The organism is Mesorhizobium sp. M0751 (genome assembly GCF_040320265.1).
In the GTDB taxonomy this organism is placed as follows: Bacteria; Pseudomonadota; Alphaproteobacteria; order Rhizobiales; family Rhizobiaceae; genus Mesorhizobium.
In genome coordinates this window covers 11,962-34,721 of the sequence record NZ_JAMYPH010000003.1, presented here as the reverse complement: position 1 = coordinate 34,721, position 22,760 = coordinate 11,962, and the positions used below count along the sequence as shown (strand labels likewise).

The window sequence follows — 22,760 nt, the reverse complement described above, 5'->3', positions numbered from 1 at the left end:
GTCGGATCAAAGTCATAGCTGAACAGTCTCGCCCGTCATTGGTTCCAAGCGCGCGGCCTGAATCCGGCTGCGAGAAGACCGCTACGAAACGAGGCGGATGGCGATCATAGTCCTGGCTGCAAGAACAGCGGCCGAATGGCGGGGATCCGTCGCCGGTGCCCCACGAACACGTAGGTGTTGAAGCGGAATGGTATTAGTCTGCGCCCGTCTGGGGTTTCGGGGAGCGCGGCAAAGGAATGGACTTCAACTCACGCCACGGCTACCTGCTGATCGGCGGCCTGATCCTGGTCGGTGCCGGGCTCCTGATCGTTTCGCTGATCGTCAATCTTCGCGTGGCGCACAGTGTGCGTGACGACGTACGCCATCGTGAAAAGCTGCTGGAATATTATCGCAATATCTTTTCGCAGCTGGGCGTGATCCTGATCGGGATTGGCGTGTCCCTGTTCATCTTCTTTTTCCAGCAGAACTATCAGGACCAGCGCAAACGCGAAACGGAGCTCCAGCAGGTTCTCGCCAAACTGGCGGCGCGTGTTGCCCGCGCCAGCGCTGTCGTGGAGGCCCTCGGCGAATTCGATGCGCTGCTGGATGATGGCGGCGCCTATGTCAGTCCGGAACTCGGCGGCAACAATGCCGCCGTCAGCGCCCACGGAACGGCGCTCGCCAAGCAGGTTTCGCAGATCCTTCTGGTCGAGCGCGACGTCGATGTTCAGGGGTTCGATATTCTCAATCTGTCGCGCGATTTCGAAGCATCGTTCGTCGTCAACGAGCTCAACCCAACGCTATGGTTCAACATCGTCCGGGACGAGAGCGACATCAAATATGCCACCACCCAGATCGCCCTGGATTACAAGGACCTGCAGGATGCGATCGGCGGCGAGCCGATCGAGGTTGCGATCGCCAATCCCGAAAAGGAGCGGAAGATCAGGCAGGAGGTGCTCGACGTCTTTTATGATGCCGACCTCCTGCGCCAGCGCAGCAGGCGGTTTCTCGGCCGCGCGTGCTGGCTTTTCAGCAAGGGGCGCGGCTTCGTCAAGCTTGCACCGGCCAATGAGATCGAAGCCGATGCCAGATCGCACCAGGAATGGATGGACCGGTCGAAACCCTTCCTGACGCAGGCGACGTCGGGCAGCGGCGATTGCTTCAAATTGCTCCAGTTCGGCCCGGCATCCTGAACCGGCAAAGGCTCGCCCGCCCCGCGGCGGCTAATCCCCCACGCGTTGCAGCGTACCGAGATGATTGTCGTCGAGAAACTCGACAGTCACGGCCGACGCCTTGCCGTCGGGGCCGACGGCAAAGCTGACGGCCGAGGGCCTGTCCGGCATCTCGGCATCGGGGAAGGTCAGGAAGAGGTCGCGGTCGAAATGCTTCAGTGGATAGGACCGCGCACCGGCGGGCCCGACCTTGAGGACAAGGGCGTCTCCTTCGCCTGACACAATAGCATCGCCGATGAAGTCGTTGAAATAACGGCCTGCGTAGGCACTGGCCGGCGCCGCCGAACTTGCCGGAGAAGGCGGCGCGGCATAGGTGGCCTTGGCCGCCGCAATCACCGGGCCGAACATGCCTGCATAGATATCATTCCATGCCTTTACCTTATCCTTCCCCAGCGTTCCGTCGAAGACGAGATCGGCGAAGCTGTCGGACAGTCCCTCCGGCACGCCTGTCGGAAAGGCGTTGGCGATGACGACGATGCCAAGCTTCTGCTCGGGAAAGAGCATCACCAGACTGCGTGCGCCGGCGCTGAAGGCGCCCGCATGCCCCCAGATCGGCCCGTGCCGGCCGAATTCGACGTTCCAGCCGAGGCCGTAGAAGGCCTCGCCTCCGGAGACGGGGTTCTTGCCGCGAACCATCAAGGGAATATGTGTCTGGTCCAGCGCATCGGCGGCAATGAGTCTCTTGCCGGCGTAGACCCCGTTGCCGAGCACAAGGCGCATCCATTGCGAGAGGTCGCGTGCTGTAGAGCTGACGCCGCCTGCTGGCGCCTGTGCATCCGGATAGCGCTGGACCTTCGCTGTCCACGCGCCATCGATCTTGACGTGGAGTTCGGCGCGGTTGGCGTGCTTGATGAAGTCCGAATGACGCGAACTGGTCGAGGCCATTCCAAGCGGACGGTAGAGCTTCTCGTCGGCCACCTCTTCCCACGGCTTGCCTGTCGGCTTTGCGGCCGCGACGGCACCCTCGGTCAGTCCGAAATTACTGTAGGAATAGCCCGCACGAAAGCTCGATGACGGCGACACGAACCGCAGGCGGCGCAGGATCTCCGTGCGGTCATAGCCAATGTCCTCGAGGTCGTCGCCTGCCGTGCCGGGAAGCCCGCTGCGGTGCGCAAACAGGTCGCGGACCGTGAGTTCGCTGGTCGGATAGGGCTCGGCGAGCCTGAAGGCCGGATCGAGGTCGGCGATCTTGGAATCCCACGAAGCGATCCCGTCGCTGACCAGCGCCGCCACGACGGTTGCCGAGACCGGCTTGGAGAGCGAGGCGATCTGGAACACCGTGTCGGCGTCGACTGCCTCCGGCTTGCCGGCCTCGCGATGCCCGAACCCCTTGAGGAAGATCACCTCGTCGCCATGCACGACGCCGATGGCCAGACCCGGTACGGCACCGTTCGCGACGGCGCGTTCGGCAAGCAATTCGAGCTTCGACAGAGCTGCGGCGATCCTGTCGGGTGGGATGGTATCGGCCGACGCCGCTTTCGGCAAAAGCACCATGATGGCGATGAAGGCCAACATCCTCCACCGGAGGTGATTCCGGTTTGTGAATAGCCGCATGCTCAGCCCCCTCCGCCTCACCGGCGTGCACTATCGCAGGCCGACGCAGGGAAGGCCAGTCTCACGCTCGACCCGCCATCCATTGACGGATGTCCGCTTCACACCAGCCGAAATTCAGACAGCCGAGCCTGAGCTAGGATGCAGCGCGCAGGCGGAGGCGCCGCCTGCTGGCACGGGCCTTCTCCGCCACCGCGGCGGTGATCTCGACCACGCCGTCTTCACGCGGTCTGGCGTTGGTGACCTTGTGGAGCCGCTCGTAGGGCAACAGTTCCTTGACCCGGGCTTGAAGCGACGCGACTTCGGCGCGCAGATCCTCGCATTCCTGCCTCTGGACGTCGAACTGTATCTGTTCGGAGGCCTGCTGCAGGGAAAGCTGCGAAAAATTCGCGCTGATCGCGGAAAGGTTCATCTTGTCGTTTTCGCTCTCCTTCGTGAGAGCAGACAGTTTTTGCTCGACAATTTGCTTTTCCGCCACCGCGTCGCTCGCTTGGGCCTTGAGCCTGGCGATCTCGCTGGCGGCGTCGCTGTTCTGGTTGGAGGCGGCCTCCAGTCGCGATCGAAGATCCTCGATTTCGGAACGCAAGCCGGTCATCTCCGCAACACTGCGTGCAAGCTCGGCTTCCCTGTCACCGTCCCTGAGGCGGGCCGCTTCCGTTATTTCCGATAGCTTTGCCTGCGCCATATCGAGCGATTTCTGCAGCCGCATCTCCTCTTTCTCGCTCTTGCCAAGCGCAGCCAGCAGTTCCGAAACCTGCGCGGCATCATTGGCATGGACAGTCGAGAGTTCATCCAGCCTGTGCCGGGCCTCGGCCTCCCGTTTCAGCGCCTTGTCGAGGTCGATCGACAGGCTGACATGCTTCTCCCGCAGCATCTCGTTCTCGCGCGAGCGCCTGTTGGCCTCGACGGCTCTGGCCGAGAGCGTTTTGACAAGCTCGCCGAACTCGGCTTCGCGTTTTGCGCTCGCATTGCCTGCCACGACGAGTTCCAGCCTTGCCGCCGCCAGCGCGCCGCGAAGTGCCTCCTTGTCCTCGACCAGGCTCGCCTCGTGCTGCTGCAGCGCCTCGATAGCGCTGTCGCGCTCGCGCTGCTTTCTGGTCGCATCGTGGAGCTGTTCGGACAGCACTCTTTGCTGCGCGGTCAGGCCGGTATTTGCCAGCTCCAATTCGTTGGCGCGAAGAATGTCGCCGTGGAGGAGTTTTAGGAATTCGCCTGTCAGATGATGCGAGGTCGCGATCTCCGACAGTTTCGCGTTGATCTCCCCCAGATACTCCTGCGCGTCGTGAAAGAGCCCATCGACCGCACTCAAGGCAGCCAGCCGGGTTTGCGTATGGGGGGTCAGCCGTCGCGCGGTCTCGAAGGCATCCGCATTGGCCTCTAGTTGCGAGCTGTCATCCATTGCCGCGAGATTCTCATCCGACACAGTCTCCTCCGGCACAGTGACGTCGTCCAGCGGCGACTGATCATCCACATTGAGACATTCGCTGAATGCATCCGCCAAATCGGTTTCGAGCTCCTTGAACGCTTTCTCCACAGTCTCGGCACGCTTGATCAAACCTTTGAAATTCATGACCGAATATCCCTCTCGTGCAGCGCCGTTGAGGAGCGGACTTTCAACACTTGACCCTCGCCTCCCCCGGATGCGGGTTCATCTCCTGACATGCGCTCTGGCCGACGCACGCTAGGGACAGGCTTGGCCACTGTCCTCGTGTGTTTGAATGACGTGTTCTGCCGCGCTGCATACCCGAGGCGTTGGCACCGCTCGCAAAAGGCCCACTCATTTCACCCGAAACGGATATGAAGCGGCGCAAGCCTGAGGATCGCCTGGTGACTGTTGTAAGGATCGGCCGAGCGCCTCGGTGCTCTGCAGCAGCCACAAGTCACACTCGGACGAGGCGCGTTACGGCCGGGAGGCCTGACCTAATAAATGATTGTGTTGAATACGTTTCGCTGATTAGCTGCTGTGCATTGACCAGGGACAAGACCGATAAATGTTGTCCCGGGAGGACCGCGATGCCGGTGCTTGAGGTTCGCCACGTCTCCAAGAACTTCGGGGCTATCCAGGCCCTGACCGACGTCAGCTTCCAGGTGGAGCGAGGCGAAGTCGTTGGTCTGATGGGGGACAACGGCGCCGGCAAGTCGACGATAGTCAAGACCGTGGCCGGGAATTTCCCGCCGAGCGACGGCGAAATTGTAGTCGAGGGCGAGGTGTGCCACTTCCACCAGCCCGTGCAGGCCCGCGCCAAAGGAATCGAAGTTGTTTATCAGGACCTGGCGCTCGCCGATAATCTGACGGCCGCGCAGAACGTCTTTCTGGGGCGCGAGATCAAGAAAGGCTTCTGGCCGATCAGGATTCTTGACAAGCAGGCGATGATCGATCGCTCGGCAGCGCTGTTCAAGGAACTCAAATCGGAAACCCGGCCGCGCGACCTCGTCAGGAAGATGTCGGGTGGGCAGCGCCAGGCGGTCGCCATCGCGCGGACCCGGCTTTCAAATGCCAAGCTGGTGCTGATGGACGAACCAACGGCCGCCATCTCAGTGCGCCAGGTGGCGGAAGTACTCGAACTGATCCGACGCCTCAAAGCACAAGGAGTCGGCGTCATGCTGATCAGTCACCGAATGCCTGACGTGTTCGCCGTGGCAGATCGTATTATCGTCCTCAGGCGGGGCTCGAAAGTTGCCGACAAGCCAGCCGACAAAACATCGCCAGAGGAAATCACCGGACTGATAACGGGGGCCATCCGTGGCGAATAGTGTTCAGGAGTCAGTTGGCGTTCAGGGCTCAGTCGAAGAACATGGCCGGCCGGCCATGTCGGATTTCGTCCCGACCAAGGAAAAAACAGTTCTCCAACGTGTGATTTCAAGTCAGCCCTTCTGGGTGACGATCGCGCTCATCGCGCTCGTCATGTTGATGACTGCGATGGAGCCGAGCTTCGGCACGTCTGAAAACGTCGCCAATGTGACGCGCAACTTCGCACCTTTCGGCATCATGGCGCTCGGCATGACGATCGTCATCATCACCGGCGGTATCGATCTGTCGGTCGGCTCCGTTATGGGTCTCGTGGTCATCGTCGCCGGCCTGTTCCTCACCTGGCATTATCCCTGGTACGTCGCCTTCGCCATGGGCCTTTTCTCCGGTCTGGCCTGTGGCGCGGTCAACGGATTCTTTGTCGCCTATGTCGGGATGCCGTCCTTTGTGGTCACCCTCGGCATGCTGTCCGTCGCGCGCTCGCTGGCGGTCGTATTCTCGGCCAACCAGATGCTCTACCAGTTCGGGCCCGATGCTCCGATCGTGAAGGCGATCGGTCAGTGGAAATGGCCGCGGCACGGTCCGAACCACTGGGCACCGCATTGGATACCAGAACTGTCGTCGCAATTCTGGACCATGGTGATCCTGGCCCTGATTGTCGGCTTCGTATTCAACTTCACAGCCTGGGCCCGGCATCTCTTCGCCATCGGCGGCAATGAAGAGGCGGCACGGCTCACCGGCGTTCCGGTCAACTGGATCAAATTCCAGGCCTATGTCTTCTCGGCTTTCACCGCCGCTCTCGCCTCGCTCCTGCTCCTCGGCTATAACGGCTCGGCCATCAATGCCATGGGCCAGGGCTATGAGCTGCGCGTGATCGCCGCGACGGTCATTGGCGGCGCCAGCCTCATGGGCGGCGCCGGCACGGCGTTCGGTGCAATCATCGGTTCGGCCTTCCTCGAGGTGATCAGGAATGCGCTGCTGATGGCCGGCATCGATTCAAACTGGCAGGGTGCCTTCGTCGGCGCCTTCATCGTTCTTGCGGTTCTCTTGGGCATGCAAACCGGCGGCAAATCGATTCTCGCCGCGTCGCTGGCAGTCTTGATGCCCAAAAAACGCCGCTAGAAACCCGCCGGCGGGAGGCTTGCGGGATCACACCAAGGAGGAGAACGTCACATGAAAAAACATCTGCTGACGGCCGCCGTCGCGCTTGGCGCAATGGTGCTCGCCGTTTCCGGCGCCCAGGCGAAATACACTTTTGCCCTCGTGCCGAAGAACATGAACAATCCTTTCTTCGACCAGGCACGCGACGGCTGCAAGAAGGCCGAAGCCGAATCCAAAGGCGCAGTGGAGTGCATGTATATCGGCCCCGGCGAACATGGCGGCGGCGACGAGCAGGTGCAGATCGTCCAGGATCTGGTGGCCAAGAAGGTGGACGGCATCGCCGTGTCGCCGTCGAACGCCGCCGCGATGGCGGTTGCGCTGCAGGCCGCCAAGGATGCCGGCATCCCGGTCCTCACCTGGGACTCCGATCTCCTGCCCGAAAACAAGGATCTGCGCGTTGCCTATATCGGCACGCATAATTACGAAATCGGCGTGAACCTTGCCAAGCTTGTCATGCAGATCAAGCCAAAAGGCGGCACGATCTGCATCCAGTCCGGCGGCGCCGCGGCGGCCAACCACAACGAGCGCATGCAAGGCATTCGCGATACGCTTTCGGGCACCAAATCGGCAGCCTCGCCCGGGGACCGGCTGACGGGCCAGAACGGCTGGACCGAAATCGAAGGCTGTCCACTCTACACCAACGATGATTTCCCGCTTTCGGTGCAACAGTTCGAGGATATCATGGCGAAAAATCCGAACCTCGACGCGTTCGTCCCAACCGGCGGCTTCCCGCAGTTCATCCCTGATGCCAACCGCGCCGCCGTCGCACCGTACAAGGACAAGATCGCCTCGAAGGCCCTGGCGCTTGTCGTTGCCGATACGCTTCCGGTACAGATCGACCAGATGAAGGAAGGTTTCTCCCTTGGCCAGGTCGGCCAGCGGCCATTCGAGATGGGCTACAAGACGATGATGGCGCTGAAGGATATGAAGGAGGGTAAGGCTCCGCCGGCCGACCCGACCTACACGGGCCTCGATGTCTGCACTCCGGAGACAGCCGACACCTGCGTCGCCAAATAGTGCTTTTGGGCGGGAGGAAACTCCCGCCCTTTTCATAGGGGATCTCAATGCCGGAATTGTTCTCGCTCAAAGGCCGTGTCGCATTGGTCACGGGTGCCTCGCGTGGTCTTGGTTTTGCCATGGCCAAGGCACTTGCGGAAAACGGCGCGACGGTGATCGTCAATGCCCGCGACATGGCCGCCCTTTCCGCGGCCGCCGAAAGGATCGGTGCAGAAGCCTTGCCGTTCGATGTCACCGACGCAGCGATCTCAAGGGCGTCGCTCGAAGGAATCGTCGAACGCCACGGCCGCCTCGATATTCTGGTCAACAACGCCGGCATCCAGCATCGTAAACCGCTGGTCGAATGGGAGGACGAGGATTTCGACCATGTGGTTGCCGTCAATCTGTCGGCTTGCTTCCGCATGATGCGCGACGCGGTGCGCCTGATGCTGCCACACAAGTTCGGGCGCATAATAAACACCGGATCGGTCGCAGCGATCCTTGGCCGTCCCACCATTCACGCCTATGTGGCGGCAAAGGCGGGCCTGCACGGGCTGACACGCTCCACTGCCGCTAAGCTGGGCCGTCACGGCATCACCGTCAATGCGATCGCCCCCGGCTATTTCGCCACCGAGCTCAACACCGCACTTATGCGCGACGAAGCCTTCACCAAATGGGTCGAGGCACGAACCCCCGCGGGCCGCTGGGCCCAGCCTGAGGAACTCGGCGGAGCCGTGGTGTTTCTCGCCTCCGACGCTGCCGCGTACGTCAACGGGCACGTGCTGGCGGTCGACGGCGGGCTATCGGTTTCCCTGTGATTTCAACCGGCGACACAGTGACGGCAGGGCCTGCCTGCTAGCCGCCTGAAATGACGACTTGCTGCATCTGCTGCTGGCCCGGTCCCCTGCGCGGACGCCGACGCCACACGATTGGATGACGTGCCGTATTGCAGCCGCCGACTTTCGATTTCGCAACGGGTTATTTCGACGTCTGGCGGCATCGATGCTTGATGCCGCCAATATTTCATTCCACACACCGGTCACGATGACGGACGAGATACGGGATCAGCGCCGGGTATTCAGGTGGGCCTTGCCTGCCTCCGCGGTCGTGCATTTGCTCGCCGCCGCGCTTCTTTTGTCCGCACTGCCGGTATCGCCCCCGCAACCGCAGAAGGAGCAGGCCATCGGGGTGGATCTGGTGCCTCCGCCCAAACCATCGGAGAAAGCCAAACCTCCGCCTCCCGCGAAACCGGCCAAGCCCGAAAAGCCGCCGGAAGCAAAGGTCGAGACCCCTGCGAGCCGTGAGGTCGCCGCGCAGAGACCTGTCTTCCAATTCGGTGAGAAGGACGCCGGTCCTCGCAAGTCTCTGGACGGCAACAGTGCGGAGGATGGTTCGGAACAACCGCCGGCGCCGCAAGATCCCAATAAACAAGATCTTGCGCAGCCAGCTGCCGTGCCAGCGGTCGAGGGAAAAGACCAGGCTCCGCCGCCTGGCGCATCACAGCCGCCGAAGCCCAAGTCTGCGGATGTCACCAAAGTGCAAAAACCGTTGAAGCTTGAAAAAGCGAAAAGATTGTTCTCGCAAACAGCAACTGGTGATCCGGTAGCGACAACCGCCATGAAAAATGTGCCGCGCGCCGTGCGGATCGGTCAGCTCTGCAACACGGAACTCGCGCAGCAATTGGTGCACGCGTCGCCTCCCTATTTCCCAGACAGCTTGCTTGAGTATCGGCTGAAGGCCGGCACGGTCATGAACGTCGCCAGTGCGCCGTTCCCTGCAAACGGGCAGTGGTACGACCTGAGCTTTCGTTGCGAGGTCGATCCGGACGCGACGAAAGTCATTTCCTTCGCCTTCCGTGTCGGAAATCCGGTGCCGCGCAGCGAATTGAAACGCCGCGGGTTGGCCGCCGAATAGGTGGTCGAGGCACGGAGACTGGCTGGCCGGCGCTGTCAAATCCGGCCGGCGATGTCTTCGCGCGCCCCGGGTGACCGAACCAACACGCGCCAAAAGTGGCTTTCGTCAGCGGCCGCCGAAGTCTAGCATACGGCCTTGGGAGGAGCCTTCGATGACTTCAAGTTTCAACGTTCACCATGCTGCCGGCTATGAGCAGCTCATGGGCCGCTGGAGCCAAAGGCTCGCGCCGCTGTTCATCGACTTCGCGGGCCTTAACGACGGCGAAAAGATCCTCGACGTCGGTTGTGGCACCGGCAGCCTGACCTTCGCGCTCGTCAAGGCGGCAGATCTCAGCGAGGTCGCGGCGATCGACTTTTCGGCCGTTTTCGTCGAGGAGGCAATCCGGCGCAACACCGATCCGCGGATAAAAATCCGTCAGGCGGATGCCTGCGCCCTGCCCTTCGAGGACGGCGCGTTCGACCGTGCCCTGGCGCTGCTCGTGCTCCATTTCGTGCCCGAAGCCGGCAAAGCAGTCGCCGAGATGCGTCGCGTCGTACGGCCGGGCGGCGTGGTCGCGGCGACGGTATGGGACCATCTCGGCGGCATGCCGGGGATGCGCATGATGGTCGACACGGTGGCGGTGCTCAGCGAAGGCGGACGCCAGCTGCGCGCCCGCTATTGCACGCAGCCGATGATGCAGCCGGGTGAAATGAAACGGACCTTTGTCGAGCAGGGCCTCCGGGATGTCACGGAGACCGAGCTGATGATCCGCATGGACTACCAGAACTTCGACGACTATTGGGCGCCGATTGCCGCCGGCGAAGGGCCGCTCGGCAAGTATGTGGCCACGCTCGACCCGGAAGAGCGGGCGCGCACCGACGCCGCCATGCGCGACGCCTACGAGGCCGGCCGGCCCGATGGCCCAAGGTCCTTTGCCAATGTCGCCTGGGCCTGCCGCGGTACCGTTGCCTGACGTTGGATTAATGCATGTCGCGCAAAAGCATGCCCTCGGGCTTGACCCGAGGGTGAGCAGCGGCTTTGCGGTAACGACGTGCATAAAGAAGAACCTGAAGCATGAGGCCGATCGAACGCGACGCGCTTGTCTTATGACATGCCGTAGACCAGCCCGACGCGGCCGTCCGACAGCTGCTCCACCTTGCGCAGTTCGAGCCCACGACGATTTTTCGCCGTCCCAAACAGCGGCTTTCCTTCACCGGCGAGCAGCGGATAGACGATCAGCCTGAGTTCATCGACCAGCCCGGCATCGATAAGGCTCGCGGCAATTCGGGCGCCGCCCATAAGGTAGATGTCCTTGCCGGGCTGCTGTTTCAGCGCAGCGATATCCTCGAAATTCCGCACGAAGCGCGTCTTTGGCCAGGCCGCCGAAATCATTGTGTTCGACAGCACATAATGTGGGGTCTGCGCGGCGAAGCGGGCCCATTCGAGCTCGGCCGGCTTCGGCAATTTGCCGGTCATCGGCAGCGGCTTGTCGGGCTCGTTCTGGATGGCGCTCCAGTAGCGCTCGTAGCCGGCGTACATGACGCTGCCAAGCAGGCAGGCGTCGATTTGCGGTGTCAGGCCGTATTCGTCCGACCACGCGTCGACCCAATCGGCATAGCCCTCGGGCCCTTCCATCTTGCCGTCGACGGAAATTTTCATTCCAGCGATCAATTTGCGCATGACTTCCTCCATCAGGCTTGCGGGATGCAAGCACGTTTGATCGGTTCATCGTTGCTTCGTGTGGCTGGCGGCGACCTCAGGGATGGCCGCCGCCGCGAGTTACATCAGGCCGGCAGGCGGCGGTCGTATTCTTCCCGCAGGCGGCTCCAGCCGTCCCAGAACGAGGTCGGCGTCTTGCCCGCCAGGCGGGCGGCCAGCAGGTCGAGGTGCATGTGCCAGCCGGCCGTGATGTTGAGCTGGATTGCACGTTCCGGCAGGCGCCGATGGACGACGGTGAGCAGCACATCGCTACCCTTCGGCTCCAGCAGGAAGGAGACGCCGCCGGTATTTCCCCAGGTGATGGAAAGCTTGCGCGGCGGATCGAGTTCGGTGATCCGGCCCGCCATCCGATGCTCTTCGGGAAAGCCCGCGGGGCGCTGGCCAGGCGGGTCCGTCAGCTCGTCGTTACGCCAGACCAATTCGAACGAGCTGCCCGCCTTCATTTCCATCTGGCCCGCTGCCATCCATTGCCGGCGCAGGTCACTCTCGGTGAGATAGGCCCAGACGCGCTCGATGGGGCCGGGCAAAAGGCGCTGGATGGTGAACGTGGCGGGCTCGCTCAGCGCGCCATAGGCGTCGATGCTTCTCATCTGGTTCATTGCTCGTCTCCTTCTTCTGAGTTGGGCGATTTCCTGGGCTCTTCCTGGGCTTTGCGTGCGTCCTCCTCGCGAAGCAGGCGTTCGAGAACATCGAGACGCCCGGTCCAGAAGCGCTCGTAGAAGCTGAGCCACTGATAGGCGCTGGCCAGCGGTCCGGGATCCAAACGACACAGATGCGTGCGGCCCCTCACCTCTCGACGAATAAGCCCTGCGTTCTCCAGCGCCTTGATGTGCTTGGAGGCGGCCGCGAGCGACATCGCGAACGGTTCAGCCAGTTGGCTTACCGTTTTCTCGCCATCGGCGAGATCGCGAAGCATGTGCCGGCGGGTGGCGTCGCCAAGGGCGTGAAAAACAGCATCCATCTGAGGTGTTTGTAATTCAACCATATAGTTGAATATAGACGCGCAGCTTCGGATCGTCAACCGTTTGGTTGAATAATTCGTGGGAAGCGCCGCGGGGCCGTTTGCGCGATCGAGCGTGTCGATGTGACGGGAGGTACGGACGCCCCCGCGACAGTAAGGGCGAGGCCCTTATTTACCAAGGGCGAGGCCCTTATTTACCGTCGAAGAAACTGTGGATCGCGGTTTCCAGCTTTTCGATAAGCTGAGGGTTGTGGCAGCTGCCAGCCCAGATCAGGGCGTTTAGCCTCATCTCTTTGTTGACAAAGCTCACTTTCCCAGAATCGAGCAGGTATTCCGCGATCTCGTAGTGCCGCCCCTTGATAGCCTCGATGAGCGCGTTGTTTCTCCCCGTCTTGTCGGTCAGATTTACTTCCGCGCCATTCTCCACGAGCAACTTGACGACTTCGAGATGCCCGTTCTTCGCCGCCTCGATAAGAGCCGTTCTGCCGTAGTAGTCAGCTCGCGCGTTCATCTCTATTTGGGGGTGTCTCACGAGGACTGAGATACACGCGTAATGTCCCTTGGCCGACGCAAGGCTCAAGGGCGTGCTCTTCCACTTGTTTCTGGAATTCACGTCGATTTCCGGGTCTTCGATCAGCGCCTCCACCACAGCTGTGCGGTCATTGAGGGCTGAAAGGTGAAGTGCAGACCAGCCGCCGTCGCCCGACTGATTAATATCGGCGCCAGCCGCCAATTCCGATCGAACCGCCTCCGCATCGCCTTTTTCTGCTGCGATCAGCAGGGGCGACCAGTCTCTTGCCCCTTCGGCTTGCAAGCTGTTGGTCAACGCAGTCGCCTCCTCGGATAGTCGACAGAATACCACAGAATCCGCGACAGTGGGGTCGTCCTGTGTAGAGTTCCCTGGAGTCCGTGGGTCACAGAGAGCTGTCGGCCCGAAGCGGAGGATCAGCGCTTCACGTCCGTCTCCTCACATTCTCCTGATATCGACTGGCTTTCGCGGCCATCCAGACTAGATAGAGCCTGCGCCGGGCGGAACGATGCAGAAGGACCTGAACATGCCTGAACAGATTACCCTGAATAGACCTGAACAAATCAGATTGAACGACGGCTCCGCCATTCCGCAAATCGGCCTCGGCGTGTGGCAGGTCGATCCAGCTATCACCGCCAAGGTGGTGCGCTGGGGAATCGAGGCCGGCTACAGACTGATCGACACCGCCGAAGGCTATCAGAACGAGGAAGGTGTCGGGCAAGCAATCCGCTCGGCCGGCGTGCCGAGAAGCGAGTTGTTCATCACCTCGAAACTGCGCAACGGCGCGCATCAGCGCGACGCCGCCTTGCGCGCCTTCGACGAGACGATGAGCAAGCTCGGCATCGAACAGATCGACCTGTTCCTGATCCATTGGCCGGTGCCCAGCCAGGACAGATATGTCGAGGCCTGGAAGACGCTGATCGAACTCAGGCAATCAGGCCGGATCAAGTCGATCGGCGTTTCGAACTTCAACCAGGACCATCTCGAACGGATCATCGGCGAGACCGGCGTCACGCCGACCGTCAACCAGATCGAGCTCCACCCCCGCTTCCAGCAGCATGACAAACGCGAATTCCATGACAAGCTCAACATCCGCATCGAGAGCTGGAGCCCGCTGGGCAGCGGCCGACTGTTGAGCGATCCGACGCTTGAAAGCATCGCCAGGAAACACGGCAAGTCGGTGGCGCAGACGATCGTCAGGTGGCACCTTCAGGAAGGACTGATCGTCATTCCAAAGTCGATCCACCAGGACCGCATCGCCGCCAATTTCGATGTCTTCGACTTCGAACTGGAAGCGAAAGACCTTGAGCTCATCCGAGGCATGGACTCGCCCGACGGCCGCACCGGCCCGAACCCCGCTACGGCCGCGTTTTTGTTCTGACGAAGGCGGGACATCGAAGCTGCCGATCTCCCCCCTTGTGGGGGAGATGTCCGGCAGGACAGAGGGGGGCGCTGTCCCGCCGATCTTGCGGGGGTTCTACAGCCCATCCGTCGTTTCCGGAAGTTGCGTTGGCCACCTCATTCAGGATGCAGCGGCGAGCCCGGTCACAATGACGATGTGCTGGCAGACATTGTTGATGTCGCCGATGACGTCATCATTCCAGAAGCGCAGGATCGTCCAGCCGTCTTGTTCCATACGCTTCGTCTTTGCTTCATCGTTCGCAACAGCCTTGGCTTCCGCATGCTGGGAGCCGTCGAGTTCGACGATGAGTTTCTTTTCCGGGCAGGCGCCCCATCAGCCGATGCGCCCGAAGCCCGTTCCAGAGTTTCAATTCGGCGTCGGTCATAGCTTTGCGCATCGATTTGGCATTTGCGCGGTTTCGTGGAGGCAATGGCGTGTGAGGCATTGCAAATGCTCCGTGGTGACTGAGGTTGGCGTTCTACGGCGCCCCCCTCTGTCCTGCCGGACATCTCCCCCACTTTGGGGGGAGATCGGCAGCTTCGGCCTGGCGCGAACCTGTGGCAACGCACCTCATATCCCCGAGCCATCCACCAAGGGCACATCTTCCCCTTCCCAGGGGCTCGGCATCGATCCCTTGCTGAGATTGGCCGACGGCAGCGGCATCCAGCACTTCAGTTCGGGTTCGGCATATTCGACGATGCGTCCTGGAGACGAATCGGAAGCGCGCCAGCCCTCGCTGCCGAACTGATCGGCGCGGGCCCAGTAAGCCATGTCGACCTCGGCCGGACCCTGTTCGGACGGCCGAACCGTGACAAGGATTCTGCTGCCGTCCCTTGGCGCGCTCGACATGTGGCGCCACTGACCGGGCTCGTCCATTGCACTTCCTCCTGCGATCTTCGCCTCGCACCGATAGTCGCTTCGCGTTCGGAAGCGGTCAACCCGAACTTTTTTGCCTGAGACAAAACCCCTGACCCGTCGTCGCGGAACAAGTCATGGCACGCCGGGTTTGGGCACGTTGTTGAAGGAAGCAAAATGAGACCAGCGCCGCGACCGATCCTTATCATTGTTGCATGGCAGCCCGCGCCTTTCGTTCGCAACCCGGTCCGGTCGCAATGAGGCAGGCCGGTTCCGATCGTTCCATCCCACCTGAGGAGAGGAAAGGCGGCATAGGCCGAGCGCTTGGCCTCGGCCTGATAACAGGGGCGGCCGACGACGATTGCTCCGCGATAGGCACCTACGCCAGTGCAGGCGCCCGCTTCGGACCCGACCTGCTTTGGACGGCTCCGGTGACGTTGCCGATGATGTATGTGGTCGTCTACCTGTCGTCGAAGCTCGGCCAGGTATCCGGGCGTGGATTGTTCCACGTCATCAAGGACTTCTATCCGCGGTGGCTGCTCTGGGCCGTGCTGTTGGGTGTGCTTATCGGAAACACCATCGAGGCAGCGGCGGATCTTGGTGGAATGGCGGCCGCGATCAACATATTCGTACCGCTTCCCATTCCGCTGATCGTGCTGTTCGTCGCCGCCATCATCTTCGCCCTCCAGGTCTTCGGCTCCTATACTTTGATCCGCAACATCTTTCGCTGGCTGGCGCTGGCGCTGCTCGCCTATGTCGGTGCCGCCATTCTGGCCAAGCCGGACGCCGCGGCAGTACTGCGCGGAACGCTGCTTCCCAGGATCGAATTCAACCGTGAGTTCCTGTCGATCCTGGTCGCCATCATCGGTACGACGCTGTCCGCCTATCTCTACACGTGGCAGTCCAATGAGGAGGTCGAGGAGGAGATTGCCCAGGGGCGAACGACGCTCAGCCAAAGGAAGGGCGCCACCGACAGCGAACTCCGTCGCTCTCGCCGCGACATCCTCATCGGCATGATGTTTTCAAATCTCATCATGTATTTCATCATCCTGTCGACGGGTGCTACGCTCTACAAGGCGGGCCATCACGATATCGACACGGCCGCGCAAGCCGCGGAGGCGCTGCGGCCGCTCGCCGGCCAGGCCGCAAGCGTCCTGTTCGCCGCAGGCGTGATCGGCGTCGGGTTCCTCGCGGTTCCTGTCATGACCACCGGCGCTGCCTATGATGTGGCACAAGCCATCGGCTGGAAAAACAGCCTGCACGCCCGGGCTCGAGAGGCGCCCAAATTTTATCTCGCCATCGGCTTTTTTACGGCGATCGCCGCCGGCCTCAACTTTCTCGGCTTCAATCCGATGAAGGCGCTGGTCTGGTCCGGCATCGTTCAGGGCTTCTCGACGCCGCCCTTGCTGCTGCTCATCATGCTGATGACGAACAGCCGCAGGATCATGGGTGACCAGGTGAACAGCCGCAGCACCAACATACTCGGTTGGGCAACGACCGGCGCCATCTTCTCGGCGACGATCGGCCTGGTGGCAACCTGGTTCATGTGATCAGGCGGAAGCAAGGGGACGCCGCCGGTTGGATTACCCGTTCCCGCTCGCGGATTGTCCCAGCTTTGCCGGTCTTGGAAATTCCACAACGTCGCCTGTGGGCCGCTTGTATTGCGCCGCGACAATTGCATCGATCAGGAGATCCAGAGCCGCACGAGCCGTGCGGCTCGTCTCGTCCTCGCCGCTCAAATAATGGCAGGCTCGTTCGAGGTGGAGGTGTGCGGCGGCAAAGTCGCTTGTCATAGGCTTCTCCCTGTTGCCCGCCGGCCGGCAAGATGACCGCCTCGTTTTACCCAAAAGCAAATATCCACAGCCGGATTTGAATCAAATTGACCTGACTCACTGCGGCCCGAGGGACAAGGTGTGGCAGGCCTTTGCTGGTCGATGCGCTGCGCCGGCGCAGTACGCCGCACGGAATGAACCAATTGCGGGCCATGTGCCGCAAACTCAGTCCCCTCACCGCCCTGTTTTTGAAATTTTCTCGCTCTTTTAATTCTACAAACCCTCTAGACTTAAAATAGATCGCTAGACCTTAGATCCTAAAAAATTGAGCGCTTGAGAGGGAGCCAGGAATGTCGAAGAAGCTCGTTGTGGGGCTGTCGGGCAACTTGACCCGGCCATCGAAGACCAAGGCGTTCGTCAGCCACATTGTCGGGCAGGCCGCCGAAAGCATCGGCGCGGCCTCGGCCGTCTTCGACATCGAGGATCTCGGCGCTTCCCTGCCGCAGGCAAGGCGCCTCGGCGACCTCGACCCGGCGGCGCGCAACATCGTCGAACGGCTGCTGGGCGCCGACATCCTGGTGGCCGGCTCGCCGACTTTCAAAGGCAGCTACACCGGGCTTTTCAAGCACTTCTTCGACCTGCTCGATCCGTCATCGCTGAGGGGCAAGCCCGTCATCCTCGCCGCGACCGGCGGCGGCGAGCGCCATTCACTGATCGTCGAGCACCAGTTGCGGCCGTTGTTCGGCTTCTTCGAGGCGCTGACCGTGCCGACCGCGATCTACGCCTCCGACAAGGATTTTGCCAATGGCGTGCTGGTGTCGGAAGCCATCCACGCCCGCGCCCGGCAGGCGGTCGCCGAGGCATGCCGGGTAACCGGAGTGCCCTACCGCGTCGGCCTTGCCGCCTGAACGCACCACTGACCCGAGATCCCCTCCCCGATCCATCCAGGAGCACGCCGCGATGACCCGATCCACCAAATCCAGGCAAATCAAACAATCCAGGCAAATCAAACTGGGCGCCTTCCTGCCCGGCGGCGGACAGCATATCGCCGCCTGGCGCCACCCCGAGGCGCCGGCCGACGGCGCCACCAATTTCGAGTTCCACAAGCAGCTCGCCCTGACCGCCGAGCGCGGCCTGTTCGACGCTTATTTCCTCGCCGACAATCTGACGGTCGGCCTCGGCGCCCGCGAAGGCGGCAACGCCAAGATCGCCGGCTTCGAGCCGGTGACGCTGTTCGCCGCGCTGGCGCCGCTCACCACGCATCTGGGCTTCATCGCCACCGCCTCGACCACCTATGAGGAGCCCTACACGCTCGCCCGCAAATTCGCCTCGCTCGATCATCTGTCGAATGGCCGCGCCGGCTGGAACGTCGTCACTTCGGCCGGCGACGAAACCGCGCGCAATTTCAATCGTGAGACGCAGCCTGCCCACGCCGAGCGCTACGCCCGCGCGCACGAGCATGTCGAGACGGTCAAGGCGCTGTGGGACAGCTGGGAGGACGATGCCTTCATCCGCGACAAGAAATCGGGGCGCTTCTACGACAAGGACAAGCTCCACGACATCGACCACAAGGGCGCGCATTTCAGCGTCAAAGGGCCGCTCAACGTGCTGCGCCCGGTGCAGGGGCACCCGGTGGTGGTGCAGGCGGGGCAATCGGAGGACGGCCGCAAGCTCGCCGCCCACTCGGCGGAAGTCATCTTCACCGCCCATCAGAACCTCGCGTCGGCGCAGGAATTCTACCGCGACATCAAAACACGTGTGACGGCCGCCGGCCGCGATCCCGAGCAGGTGCTGATCATGCCGGGCGTGGCACCTTTCGTCGGCCGCACCGAAGAAGAAGCGCGCGCCAAATACCAGCAGCTGAACGATCTCATCCTGCCCGAGGATGGCGTCGCCCTGCTCAACGGGCTGGCCGGCCAGACGCTCGACATCCGGGGCTATCCGCTCGACGGCCCGCTGCCGCCAAGCAAGGAAACCGAAGGCATGAAGAGCCGCCAGGCGCTGATCCGCCAGATTGCCGACGAGCACAACTTCACCATCCGCCAGCTCTATCAATGGGTGGCGACGGCCCGCGGCCATTACACCGTCATCGGCAGTGCTGTGCAGGTCGCCGACCAGCTGGAGGAATGGTTCGGCAACGAAGCCGCCGACGGCTTCAACATCCTGCCGCCCTGGCTGCCCGGCGGGCTCGACGACTTCGTCGAGTTGGTTATCCCCGAACTGCAGCGCCGCGGCCTGTTCCGCACCGCCTATGAAGGCAGGACGCTGCGCGAGAACCTCGGCCTCAGGCGGCCGGAAAACCCGTGGACCGCCGCGCGCTCGGCCGTGCTGGCCGCCGAATAATTCCACGAAGCCCACTACCCTCGAAGCGAGAGGCACGACGATGACCTTGCAGCACATCGAACAGGCCGCCAGCCTCGGCACGCGTGACAGCACGACAAGCCTCGGCTCGGACTTCGTGCGCCTCGGCGGCCGGGCAGGAATTGGCTTTCTGTCGCGGTACGGCGTCCTCATCGCTTTCCTCGCAATCTGGCAAGTGTCGAGCAGCGCCGGCTGGGTCAACGCGGCCGTGCTGCCGCCGATCGACATGATTGTCGCAGCACTTTGGAAGGGGCTGGCCGGCGGCACCTTGCTCGGCGACATCGCCATCAGCCTGCAGCGCGCCGGTCTCGCCTTCGCGGCCGCCGTGCTGGTCGCCATTCCGCTTGGTCTGTTCATGGGCCAGGTGCGCGCCGTCGAAACCGCCCTCGATCCGATCCTGCAGGTTTTCCGCCAGACCTCGGCGCTGGCGCTCTATCCGGTGTTCATCCTGCTGCTTGGGCTCGGCGAAGTCTCCAAGGTGTTCGTCATCTTCTGGGCGACGCTGTTTCCGCTGCTGCTCAACACCATCGGCGGCGTCAAGCAAGTCGATCCGAAACTGCTGGAGATGGCCCGCGTCTATGGCGCCAGGCAGCTCACCGTGTTCCGCCGCGTCGTGCTGCCCGGCGCCGTGCCCTCGATCTTCGTTGGGCTGAGGCTCAGCGCCACAACGGCGCTGCTGCTGTTGATTGCGTCCGAAATGATCGGCGCCAACAAGGGCATCGGCTTCCAGGTGATGAACGCGCAATACAACTTCCAGATCCCGCTGATGTTTGCGGCGATCGTCATCCTCGCCGGCCTCGGCCTGATCGCCAACCAGGCGCTGGTCAGCCTGCAGCGGCGGCTCTGCCGCTGGAGCAACGCCGTCGACTGACCACCCGCCCTTACCAAGCTCAACCAGGCCAGAACTCAAATCAGGAAAGACCCGGACAATGAAAATCACCCGCCGTTCCCTGCTTGCCGGCGCGCCCTTCGCCGCCGGCCTGCTCACCGCCGGCCTGCCGCGCTTCGCCTTCGCCGAAGCCGCACCCGTCAAGTTCCGCTCCCTCGCCAGCCGCGGCAGCATCTCGCCGCATGAACTGGCCGGCGAGCTCGGCTATTTCAAAGGCCTCGGTATCGAGATCGAGAATGTCGGCTATTCCGGCGGCGGCCCGGAATCGCTGTTCGCGCTCGCCTCCGGCAGCGTCGATATCGGCTCGGCTGCAACCGCCGCCGTGATCAATTCGATTTCCGGCGGCAACGACTTCGTCGCCGTCTATCCGAGCAACGGCATCAACAGCAAGGTGCGCAGCGTCTTCTACGTGCTGGATGACAGCCCGATCAAATCGATCGCCGACATTGCCGGCAAGACCATTGCCGTCAACACGCTCGGCGCCCATCTCGACTACACCGTGCGCGAGGCGCTGCACAGCGTCGGCCTGTCGCCGGACGCCGCCAATCTCGTCGTCGTGCCTGGACCGCAGCTCGAACAGACCTTGCGCTCCCGCCAGGTCGACATCGCAGCACTGGGCTATTGGCAGGCGACGTTTGCGGGCGCGCTGGTCGACAATGGCGGCGTGCGCGGCGTGTTCAACGACACCGACGTGCTGGGCGAGCTGGCCGGCGGCTTCGTCGTGCTCAGGCGCGACTTCATCGCCGCGCATCCCGACGCCGCCCGCAACTTCGTCGAACAGTCCGCCCGCGCCTCCGACTGGTCGCTGCAGAACCCCGACGAAGCGCGCAAGGTGCTCGCGACAATCCTCGACAAGCGCGGCGAAAACGGCGAGCTGGCGCGCTACTGGACCGGCTTCGGGCTGCGCCAGGGGGTCAAGGCGACGGACCGCGACATCGACTTCTGGGTCAGCGTGCTGGAGCGCGACGGCCGCCTGCCAAAGGGTAAGCTTAAGGCAGCAGATATCCTCTACCGGCCAGGCGAAACCAAGACCAACTGACAAGGCCAACCGGCAGCTGGGAGACGAGCCCGATGAGCAGCACAAGCGGCGGTGAGGTCAGCATACGCGACCTGTCCAAATCGTTCAGCATCGGCGGGCGCTCGCTTGCCGTGTTGAGGACCCTCAACCTCGACATCCGCTCGGGCGAATGCCTGGTCATCGTCGGCGCCAGCGGATCGGGCAAGACCACGCTGCTGCGCATCCTAGCCGGGCTGGAGGCCGCCGACAGCGGCGGCGTCGCCATCGACGGCAAGCCGGTGCACGGCGTCGGTGCCGAGCGCGCGGTGATTTTCCAGGAACCGCGCCTGCTGCCCTGGCTGACGGTGCTCGGCAATGTCGCCTTCGGCCTCGAAGTGCGCGGCATGCCGAAGGCCGAGGCCGAGGAACGGGCGCGCTTCTACATCGCGCTCGTCGGGCTCGCCGAATTCGGCGATGCTTTCCCAAGGCAGCTGTCGGGCGGCATGGCGCAGCGCGTCGGCATCGCCCGCGCGCTGACCGTGCAGCCCGAAATTCTGCTGCTCGACGAGCCGCTGGGCGCGCTCGACGCGATGACCAAGATCGGCATGCAGGAGGAACTGGCGCGCATCTGGAGCGAGGAGAACGTCACCATGGTGATGGTGACGCACGACCTCGAGGAAGCGATCTACCTCGCCGACAGGGTGCTGATCCTGCCCAAGGAGAAAGGCGGCGAGGCGCGGCTGATCGACATCGACCTGCCCCGTCCGCGCGAGCGCAGCGAAAGCCGCTTCGTGCGCTACCGCGAAGAACTTCTGCGCGAATTCGGCCTGCACTGAAAGCCTAAAAGGCCTTGAGTTCCTCGCCCCGCAAAGCGGGGAGAGGTGGCTCGGCGAAGCCGAGACGGAGAGGGGCCTTCCTTTTTGAAAGTCCCTGCCCCGCGCTCTTTCCTGGAACCGGATTCCCCGCCCCGCATTTCCTTAACCGGGAGGCGAAGGAGCGCGGCATGAAAGCTTTGTTCGCAATCTTTGGCGGCTTCGTGCTGACGCTCGCCGTGTTCGCCAGCGGCCTGGCCTTCGCCACCTGGCTATTGATAGCCAAGCCGGTGCGGCCGGCCGCCCCGGTCTCCAGCGTCGCCGAACTGTGGGCCAAGGATCCGCGACCGGTGAACCCGGCCTCGCAACCCCTCGAGCGCCTTCCCGCTCGCGCGGTCCCGGTTCGCACCTCGGAAGTTGATCGCAGCTCGAAACCCACCGACACCGCCGCAGCTTCGACACCCGACACCACCGGCTCTATCAAACCGGCGGTGAAAGAGCAGCAGACGCTGCCCGCCGCCCATATCGAATGGTGCGCCAGCCGCTACCGCTCCTACCGGCCGGACGACAACCGCTACACGTCCTACAGCGGACAACAGCGCCCTTGCATCTCGCCCTATCTCGACCCCGGCGATGACGGCAGCTATATCGAGGCGAGCGACATGTCGTCGGTGGAGGGCTACCCGCCATCGGATGAACCCGGCGCCGCCGAGCTCTCATCCGACCACGTGCAATACTGCTTCAGCCGCTACCGTTCATATCGGCCCGAGGACAATAGCTATCAGCCGTATTCCGGCGGGCCGCGCCGGCAGTGCGAGTAGGCAGCGCGGGTGGGCTGGCGACCGCAGTGCATGGCGCCTTGTGCGACCCCACCCTCGAGCGGCTAACCAACGATCACGCAA

Annotated in this window: 22 protein-coding genes and 1 pseudogene; 15 read left to right on the top strand and 8 right to left on the bottom strand. The window is 62.6% G+C overall.

Going from position 1 to position 22,760, the window contains the following annotated elements; translation table 11 throughout:
* Positions 1-236 precede the first annotated feature (236 nt).
* The gene (locus NKI19_RS05340; protein WP_352564181.1) at positions 237-1,172 is read left to right on the top strand and encodes a hypothetical protein; all 936 of its coding nucleotides are present in this window, start codon (positions 237-239) and stop codon (positions 1,170-1,172) included.
* A gap of 30 nt (positions 1,173-1,202) precedes the next feature.
* Here NKI19_RS05340 and NKI19_RS05335 read toward each other — a convergent pair whose 3' ends face one another.
* Both NKI19_RS05335 and NKI19_RS05330 read right to left on the bottom strand, forming a co-directional pair.
* Complete coding sequence (locus NKI19_RS05335) at positions 1,203-2,765, bottom strand: serine hydrolase (RefSeq protein WP_352564179.1); 1,563 nt, start codon at positions 2,763-2,765, stop codon at positions 1,203-1,205.
* A gap of 133 nt (positions 2,766-2,898) precedes the next feature.
* Entirely contained in the window at positions 2,899-4,332 is a 1,434-nt protein-coding gene (locus tag NKI19_RS05330) for a coiled-coil domain-containing protein (protein ID WP_352564177.1), read from the bottom strand.
* Between the two features lie 443 nt (positions 4,333-4,775).
* Between NKI19_RS05330 and NKI19_RS05325 the strand changes: the two genes are divergently transcribed.
* From NKI19_RS05325 to NKI19_RS05300, 6 genes are all read left to right on the top strand, one after another.
* Complete coding sequence (locus NKI19_RS05325) at positions 4,776-5,516, top strand: ATP-binding cassette domain-containing protein (RefSeq protein WP_254819718.1); 741 nt, start codon at positions 4,776-4,778, stop codon at positions 5,514-5,516.
* Positions 5,517-5,571: 55 nt separating this feature from the next.
* Positions 5,572-6,633 (top strand): ABC transporter permease, encoded by a 1,062-nt coding sequence (locus tag NKI19_RS05320; RefSeq protein WP_352564175.1) that lies wholly within the window; start codon positions 5,572-5,574, stop codon positions 6,631-6,633.
* Between the two features lie 51 nt (positions 6,634-6,684).
* Entirely contained in the window at positions 6,685-7,689 is a 1,005-nt protein-coding gene (locus NKI19_RS05315; protein ID WP_352564173.1) for a sugar-binding protein, read from the top strand.
* A 47-nt stretch (positions 7,690-7,736) separates the two neighbouring features.
* Positions 7,737-8,486: a glucose 1-dehydrogenase gene (locus NKI19_RS05310; protein WP_352564171.1), complete on the top strand. Its 750-nt coding sequence runs from the start codon at positions 7,737-7,739 to the stop codon at positions 8,484-8,486.
* 58 nt (positions 8,487-8,544) lie between these two features.
* Positions 8,545-9,582 carry a DUF930 domain-containing protein gene (locus tag NKI19_RS05305; RefSeq protein WP_352564169.1) on the top strand — a complete coding sequence of 346 codons (1,038 nt, stop codon included), beginning with the start codon at positions 8,545-8,547 and terminating at the stop codon, positions 9,580-9,582.
* A 151-nt stretch (positions 9,583-9,733) separates the two neighbouring features.
* The gene (locus NKI19_RS05300; RefSeq protein WP_352489985.1) at positions 9,734-10,534 is read left to right on the top strand and encodes a class I SAM-dependent methyltransferase; all 801 of its coding nucleotides are present in this window, start codon (positions 9,734-9,736) and stop codon (positions 10,532-10,534) included.
* Between the two features lie 131 nt (positions 10,535-10,665).
* Here NKI19_RS05300 and NKI19_RS05295 read toward each other — a convergent pair whose 3' ends face one another.
* The 4 genes from NKI19_RS05295 to NKI19_RS05280 all read right to left on the bottom strand — a co-directional run bounded on the left by NKI19_RS05295 (position 10,666) and on the right by NKI19_RS05280 (position 13,067).
* A complete protein-coding gene (locus tag NKI19_RS05295; RefSeq protein ID WP_352489984.1) occupies positions 10,666-11,241 on the bottom strand; it encodes a dihydrofolate reductase family protein in 576 nt (191 codons plus the stop codon).
* A gap of 104 nt (positions 11,242-11,345) precedes the next feature.
* Positions 11,346-11,879, bottom strand: a complete 534-nt coding sequence (locus NKI19_RS05290) for an SRPBCC family protein (RefSeq protein ID WP_352489983.1) — start codon at positions 11,877-11,879, stop codon at positions 11,346-11,348.
* Positions 11,876-12,265 carry an ArsR/SmtB family transcription factor gene (locus tag NKI19_RS05285; protein WP_352489982.1) on the bottom strand — a complete coding sequence of 130 codons (390 nt, stop codon included), beginning with the start codon at positions 12,263-12,265 and terminating at the stop codon, positions 11,876-11,878. The genes NKI19_RS05290 and NKI19_RS05285 overlap by 4 nt, the downstream gene beginning before the upstream one ends.
* A 166-nt stretch (positions 12,266-12,431) precedes the next feature.
* On the bottom strand, positions 12,432-13,067 hold the full coding sequence (locus tag NKI19_RS05280) for an ankyrin repeat domain-containing protein (protein WP_352564167.1): 636 nt from the start codon (positions 13,065-13,067) through the stop codon (positions 12,432-12,434).
* Between the two features lie 229 nt (positions 13,068-13,296).
* On the opposite strand from NKI19_RS05280, the gene NKI19_RS05275 reads away from it, so the two are divergent.
* Positions 13,297-14,151, top strand: a complete 855-nt coding sequence (locus NKI19_RS05275) for an aldo/keto reductase (RefSeq protein ID WP_352489980.1) — start codon at positions 13,297-13,299, stop codon at positions 14,149-14,151.
* Between the two features lie 141 nt (positions 14,152-14,292).
* On the opposite strand, the pseudogene NKI19_RS05270 reads toward NKI19_RS05275, so the two are convergent.
* Together NKI19_RS05270 and NKI19_RS05265 are read right to left on the bottom strand one after the other, a co-directional pair.
* Positions 14,293-14,617 (bottom strand): annotated as a pseudogene (locus NKI19_RS05270) (endonuclease domain-containing protein).
* Between the two features lie 125 nt (positions 14,618-14,742).
* Positions 14,743-15,048: a hypothetical protein gene (locus tag NKI19_RS05265; protein ID WP_023677305.1), complete on the bottom strand. Its 306-nt coding sequence runs from the start codon at positions 15,046-15,048 to the stop codon at positions 14,743-14,745.
* Between the two features lie 236 nt (positions 15,049-15,284).
* Between NKI19_RS05265 and NKI19_RS05260 the strand changes: the two genes are divergently transcribed.
* From NKI19_RS05260 to NKI19_RS05230, 7 genes are all read left to right on the top strand, one after another.
* Entirely contained in the window at positions 15,285-16,577 is a 1,293-nt protein-coding gene (locus tag NKI19_RS05260) for an Nramp family divalent metal transporter (RefSeq protein WP_352489979.1), read from the top strand.
* A 572-nt stretch (positions 16,578-17,149) separates the two neighbouring features.
* Complete coding sequence (msuE, locus tag NKI19_RS05255) at positions 17,150-17,707, top strand: FMN reductase (protein ID WP_292664923.1); 558 nt, start codon at positions 17,150-17,152, stop codon at positions 17,705-17,707.
* Positions 17,708-17,759: 52 nt separating this feature from the next.
* A complete protein-coding gene (locus NKI19_RS05250) occupies positions 17,760-19,142 on the top strand; it encodes an LLM class flavin-dependent oxidoreductase (RefSeq protein ID WP_352489978.1) in 1,383 nt (460 codons plus the stop codon).
* Between the two features lie 40 nt (positions 19,143-19,182).
* Complete coding sequence (locus tag NKI19_RS05245; RefSeq protein ID WP_352489976.1) at positions 19,183-20,031, top strand: ABC transporter permease; 849 nt, start codon at positions 19,183-19,185, stop codon at positions 20,029-20,031.
* Positions 20,032-20,089: 58 nt separating this feature from the next.
* The gene (locus NKI19_RS05240; protein WP_352489975.1) at positions 20,090-21,088 is read left to right on the top strand and encodes an ABC transporter substrate-binding protein; all 999 of its coding nucleotides are present in this window, start codon (positions 20,090-20,092) and stop codon (positions 21,086-21,088) included.
* A 32-nt stretch (positions 21,089-21,120) separates the two neighbouring features.
* Positions 21,121-21,882, top strand: a complete 762-nt coding sequence (locus NKI19_RS05235; protein WP_352489973.1) for an ABC transporter ATP-binding protein — start codon at positions 21,121-21,123, stop codon at positions 21,880-21,882.
* A 167-nt stretch (positions 21,883-22,049) separates the two neighbouring features.
* On the top strand, positions 22,050-22,679 hold the full coding sequence (locus NKI19_RS05230; protein WP_352489972.1) for a BA14K family protein: 630 nt from the start codon (positions 22,050-22,052) through the stop codon (positions 22,677-22,679).
* The last annotated feature ends 81 nt before the right edge of the window (positions 22,680-22,760 follow it).

Excerpts from the sequence above, each read along its gene's own strand:
- NKI19_RS05340 (WP_352564181.1), top strand. The coding sequence starts at position 237 with ATGGACTTCAACTCACGCCACGGCTACCTGCTGATCGGCGGCCTGATC.
- NKI19_RS05335 (WP_352564179.1), bottom strand. The coding sequence starts at position 2,765 with ATGCGGCTATTCACAAACCGGAATCACCTCCGGTGGAGGATGTTGGCC.
- NKI19_RS05330 (WP_352564177.1), bottom strand. The coding sequence starts at position 4,332 with ATGAATTTCAAAGGTTTGATCAAGCGTGCCGAGACTGTGGAGAAAGCG.
- NKI19_RS05325 (WP_254819718.1), top strand. The coding sequence starts at position 4,776 with ATGCCGGTGCTTGAGGTTCGCCACGTCTCCAAGAACTTCGGGGCTATC.
- NKI19_RS05320 (WP_352564175.1), top strand. The coding sequence starts at position 5,572 with ATGTCGGATTTCGTCCCGACCAAGGAAAAAACAGTTCTCCAACGTGTG.
- NKI19_RS05315 (WP_352564173.1), top strand. The coding sequence starts at position 6,685 with ATGAAAAAACATCTGCTGACGGCCGCCGTCGCGCTTGGCGCAATGGTG.
- NKI19_RS05310 (WP_352564171.1), top strand. The coding sequence starts at position 7,737 with ATGCCGGAATTGTTCTCGCTCAAAGGCCGTGTCGCATTGGTCACGGGT.
- NKI19_RS05300 (WP_352489985.1), top strand. The coding sequence starts at position 9,734 with ATGACTTCAAGTTTCAACGTTCACCATGCTGCCGGCTATGAGCAGCTC.
- NKI19_RS05295 (WP_352489984.1), bottom strand. The coding sequence starts at position 11,241 with ATGCGCAAATTGATCGCTGGAATGAAAATTTCCGTCGACGGCAAGATG.
- NKI19_RS05290 (WP_352489983.1), bottom strand. The coding sequence starts at position 11,879 with ATGAACCAGATGAGAAGCATCGACGCCTATGGCGCGCTGAGCGAGCCC.
- NKI19_RS05285 (WP_352489982.1), bottom strand. The coding sequence starts at position 12,265 with ATGGTTGAATTACAAACACCTCAGATGGATGCTGTTTTTCACGCCCTT.
- NKI19_RS05275 (WP_352489980.1), top strand. The coding sequence starts at position 13,297 with ATGCCTGAACAGATTACCCTGAATAGACCTGAACAAATCAGATTGAAC.
- NKI19_RS05265 (WP_023677305.1), bottom strand. The coding sequence starts at position 15,048 with ATGGACGAGCCCGGTCAGTGGCGCCACATGTCGAGCGCGCCAAGGGAC.
- NKI19_RS05260 (WP_352489979.1), top strand. The coding sequence starts at position 15,285 with ATGAGGCAGGCCGGTTCCGATCGTTCCATCCCACCTGAGGAGAGGAAA.
- msuE (WP_292664923.1), top strand. The coding sequence starts at position 17,150 with ATGTCGAAGAAGCTCGTTGTGGGGCTGTCGGGCAACTTGACCCGGCCA.
- NKI19_RS05250 (WP_352489978.1), top strand. The coding sequence starts at position 17,760 with ATGACCCGATCCACCAAATCCAGGCAAATCAAACAATCCAGGCAAATC.
- NKI19_RS05245 (WP_352489976.1), top strand. The coding sequence starts at position 19,183 with ATGACCTTGCAGCACATCGAACAGGCCGCCAGCCTCGGCACGCGTGAC.
- NKI19_RS05240 (WP_352489975.1), top strand. The coding sequence starts at position 20,090 with ATGAAAATCACCCGCCGTTCCCTGCTTGCCGGCGCGCCCTTCGCCGCC.
- NKI19_RS05235 (WP_352489973.1), top strand. The coding sequence starts at position 21,121 with ATGAGCAGCACAAGCGGCGGTGAGGTCAGCATACGCGACCTGTCCAAA.
- NKI19_RS05230 (WP_352489972.1), top strand. The coding sequence starts at position 22,050 with ATGAAAGCTTTGTTCGCAATCTTTGGCGGCTTCGTGCTGACGCTCGCC.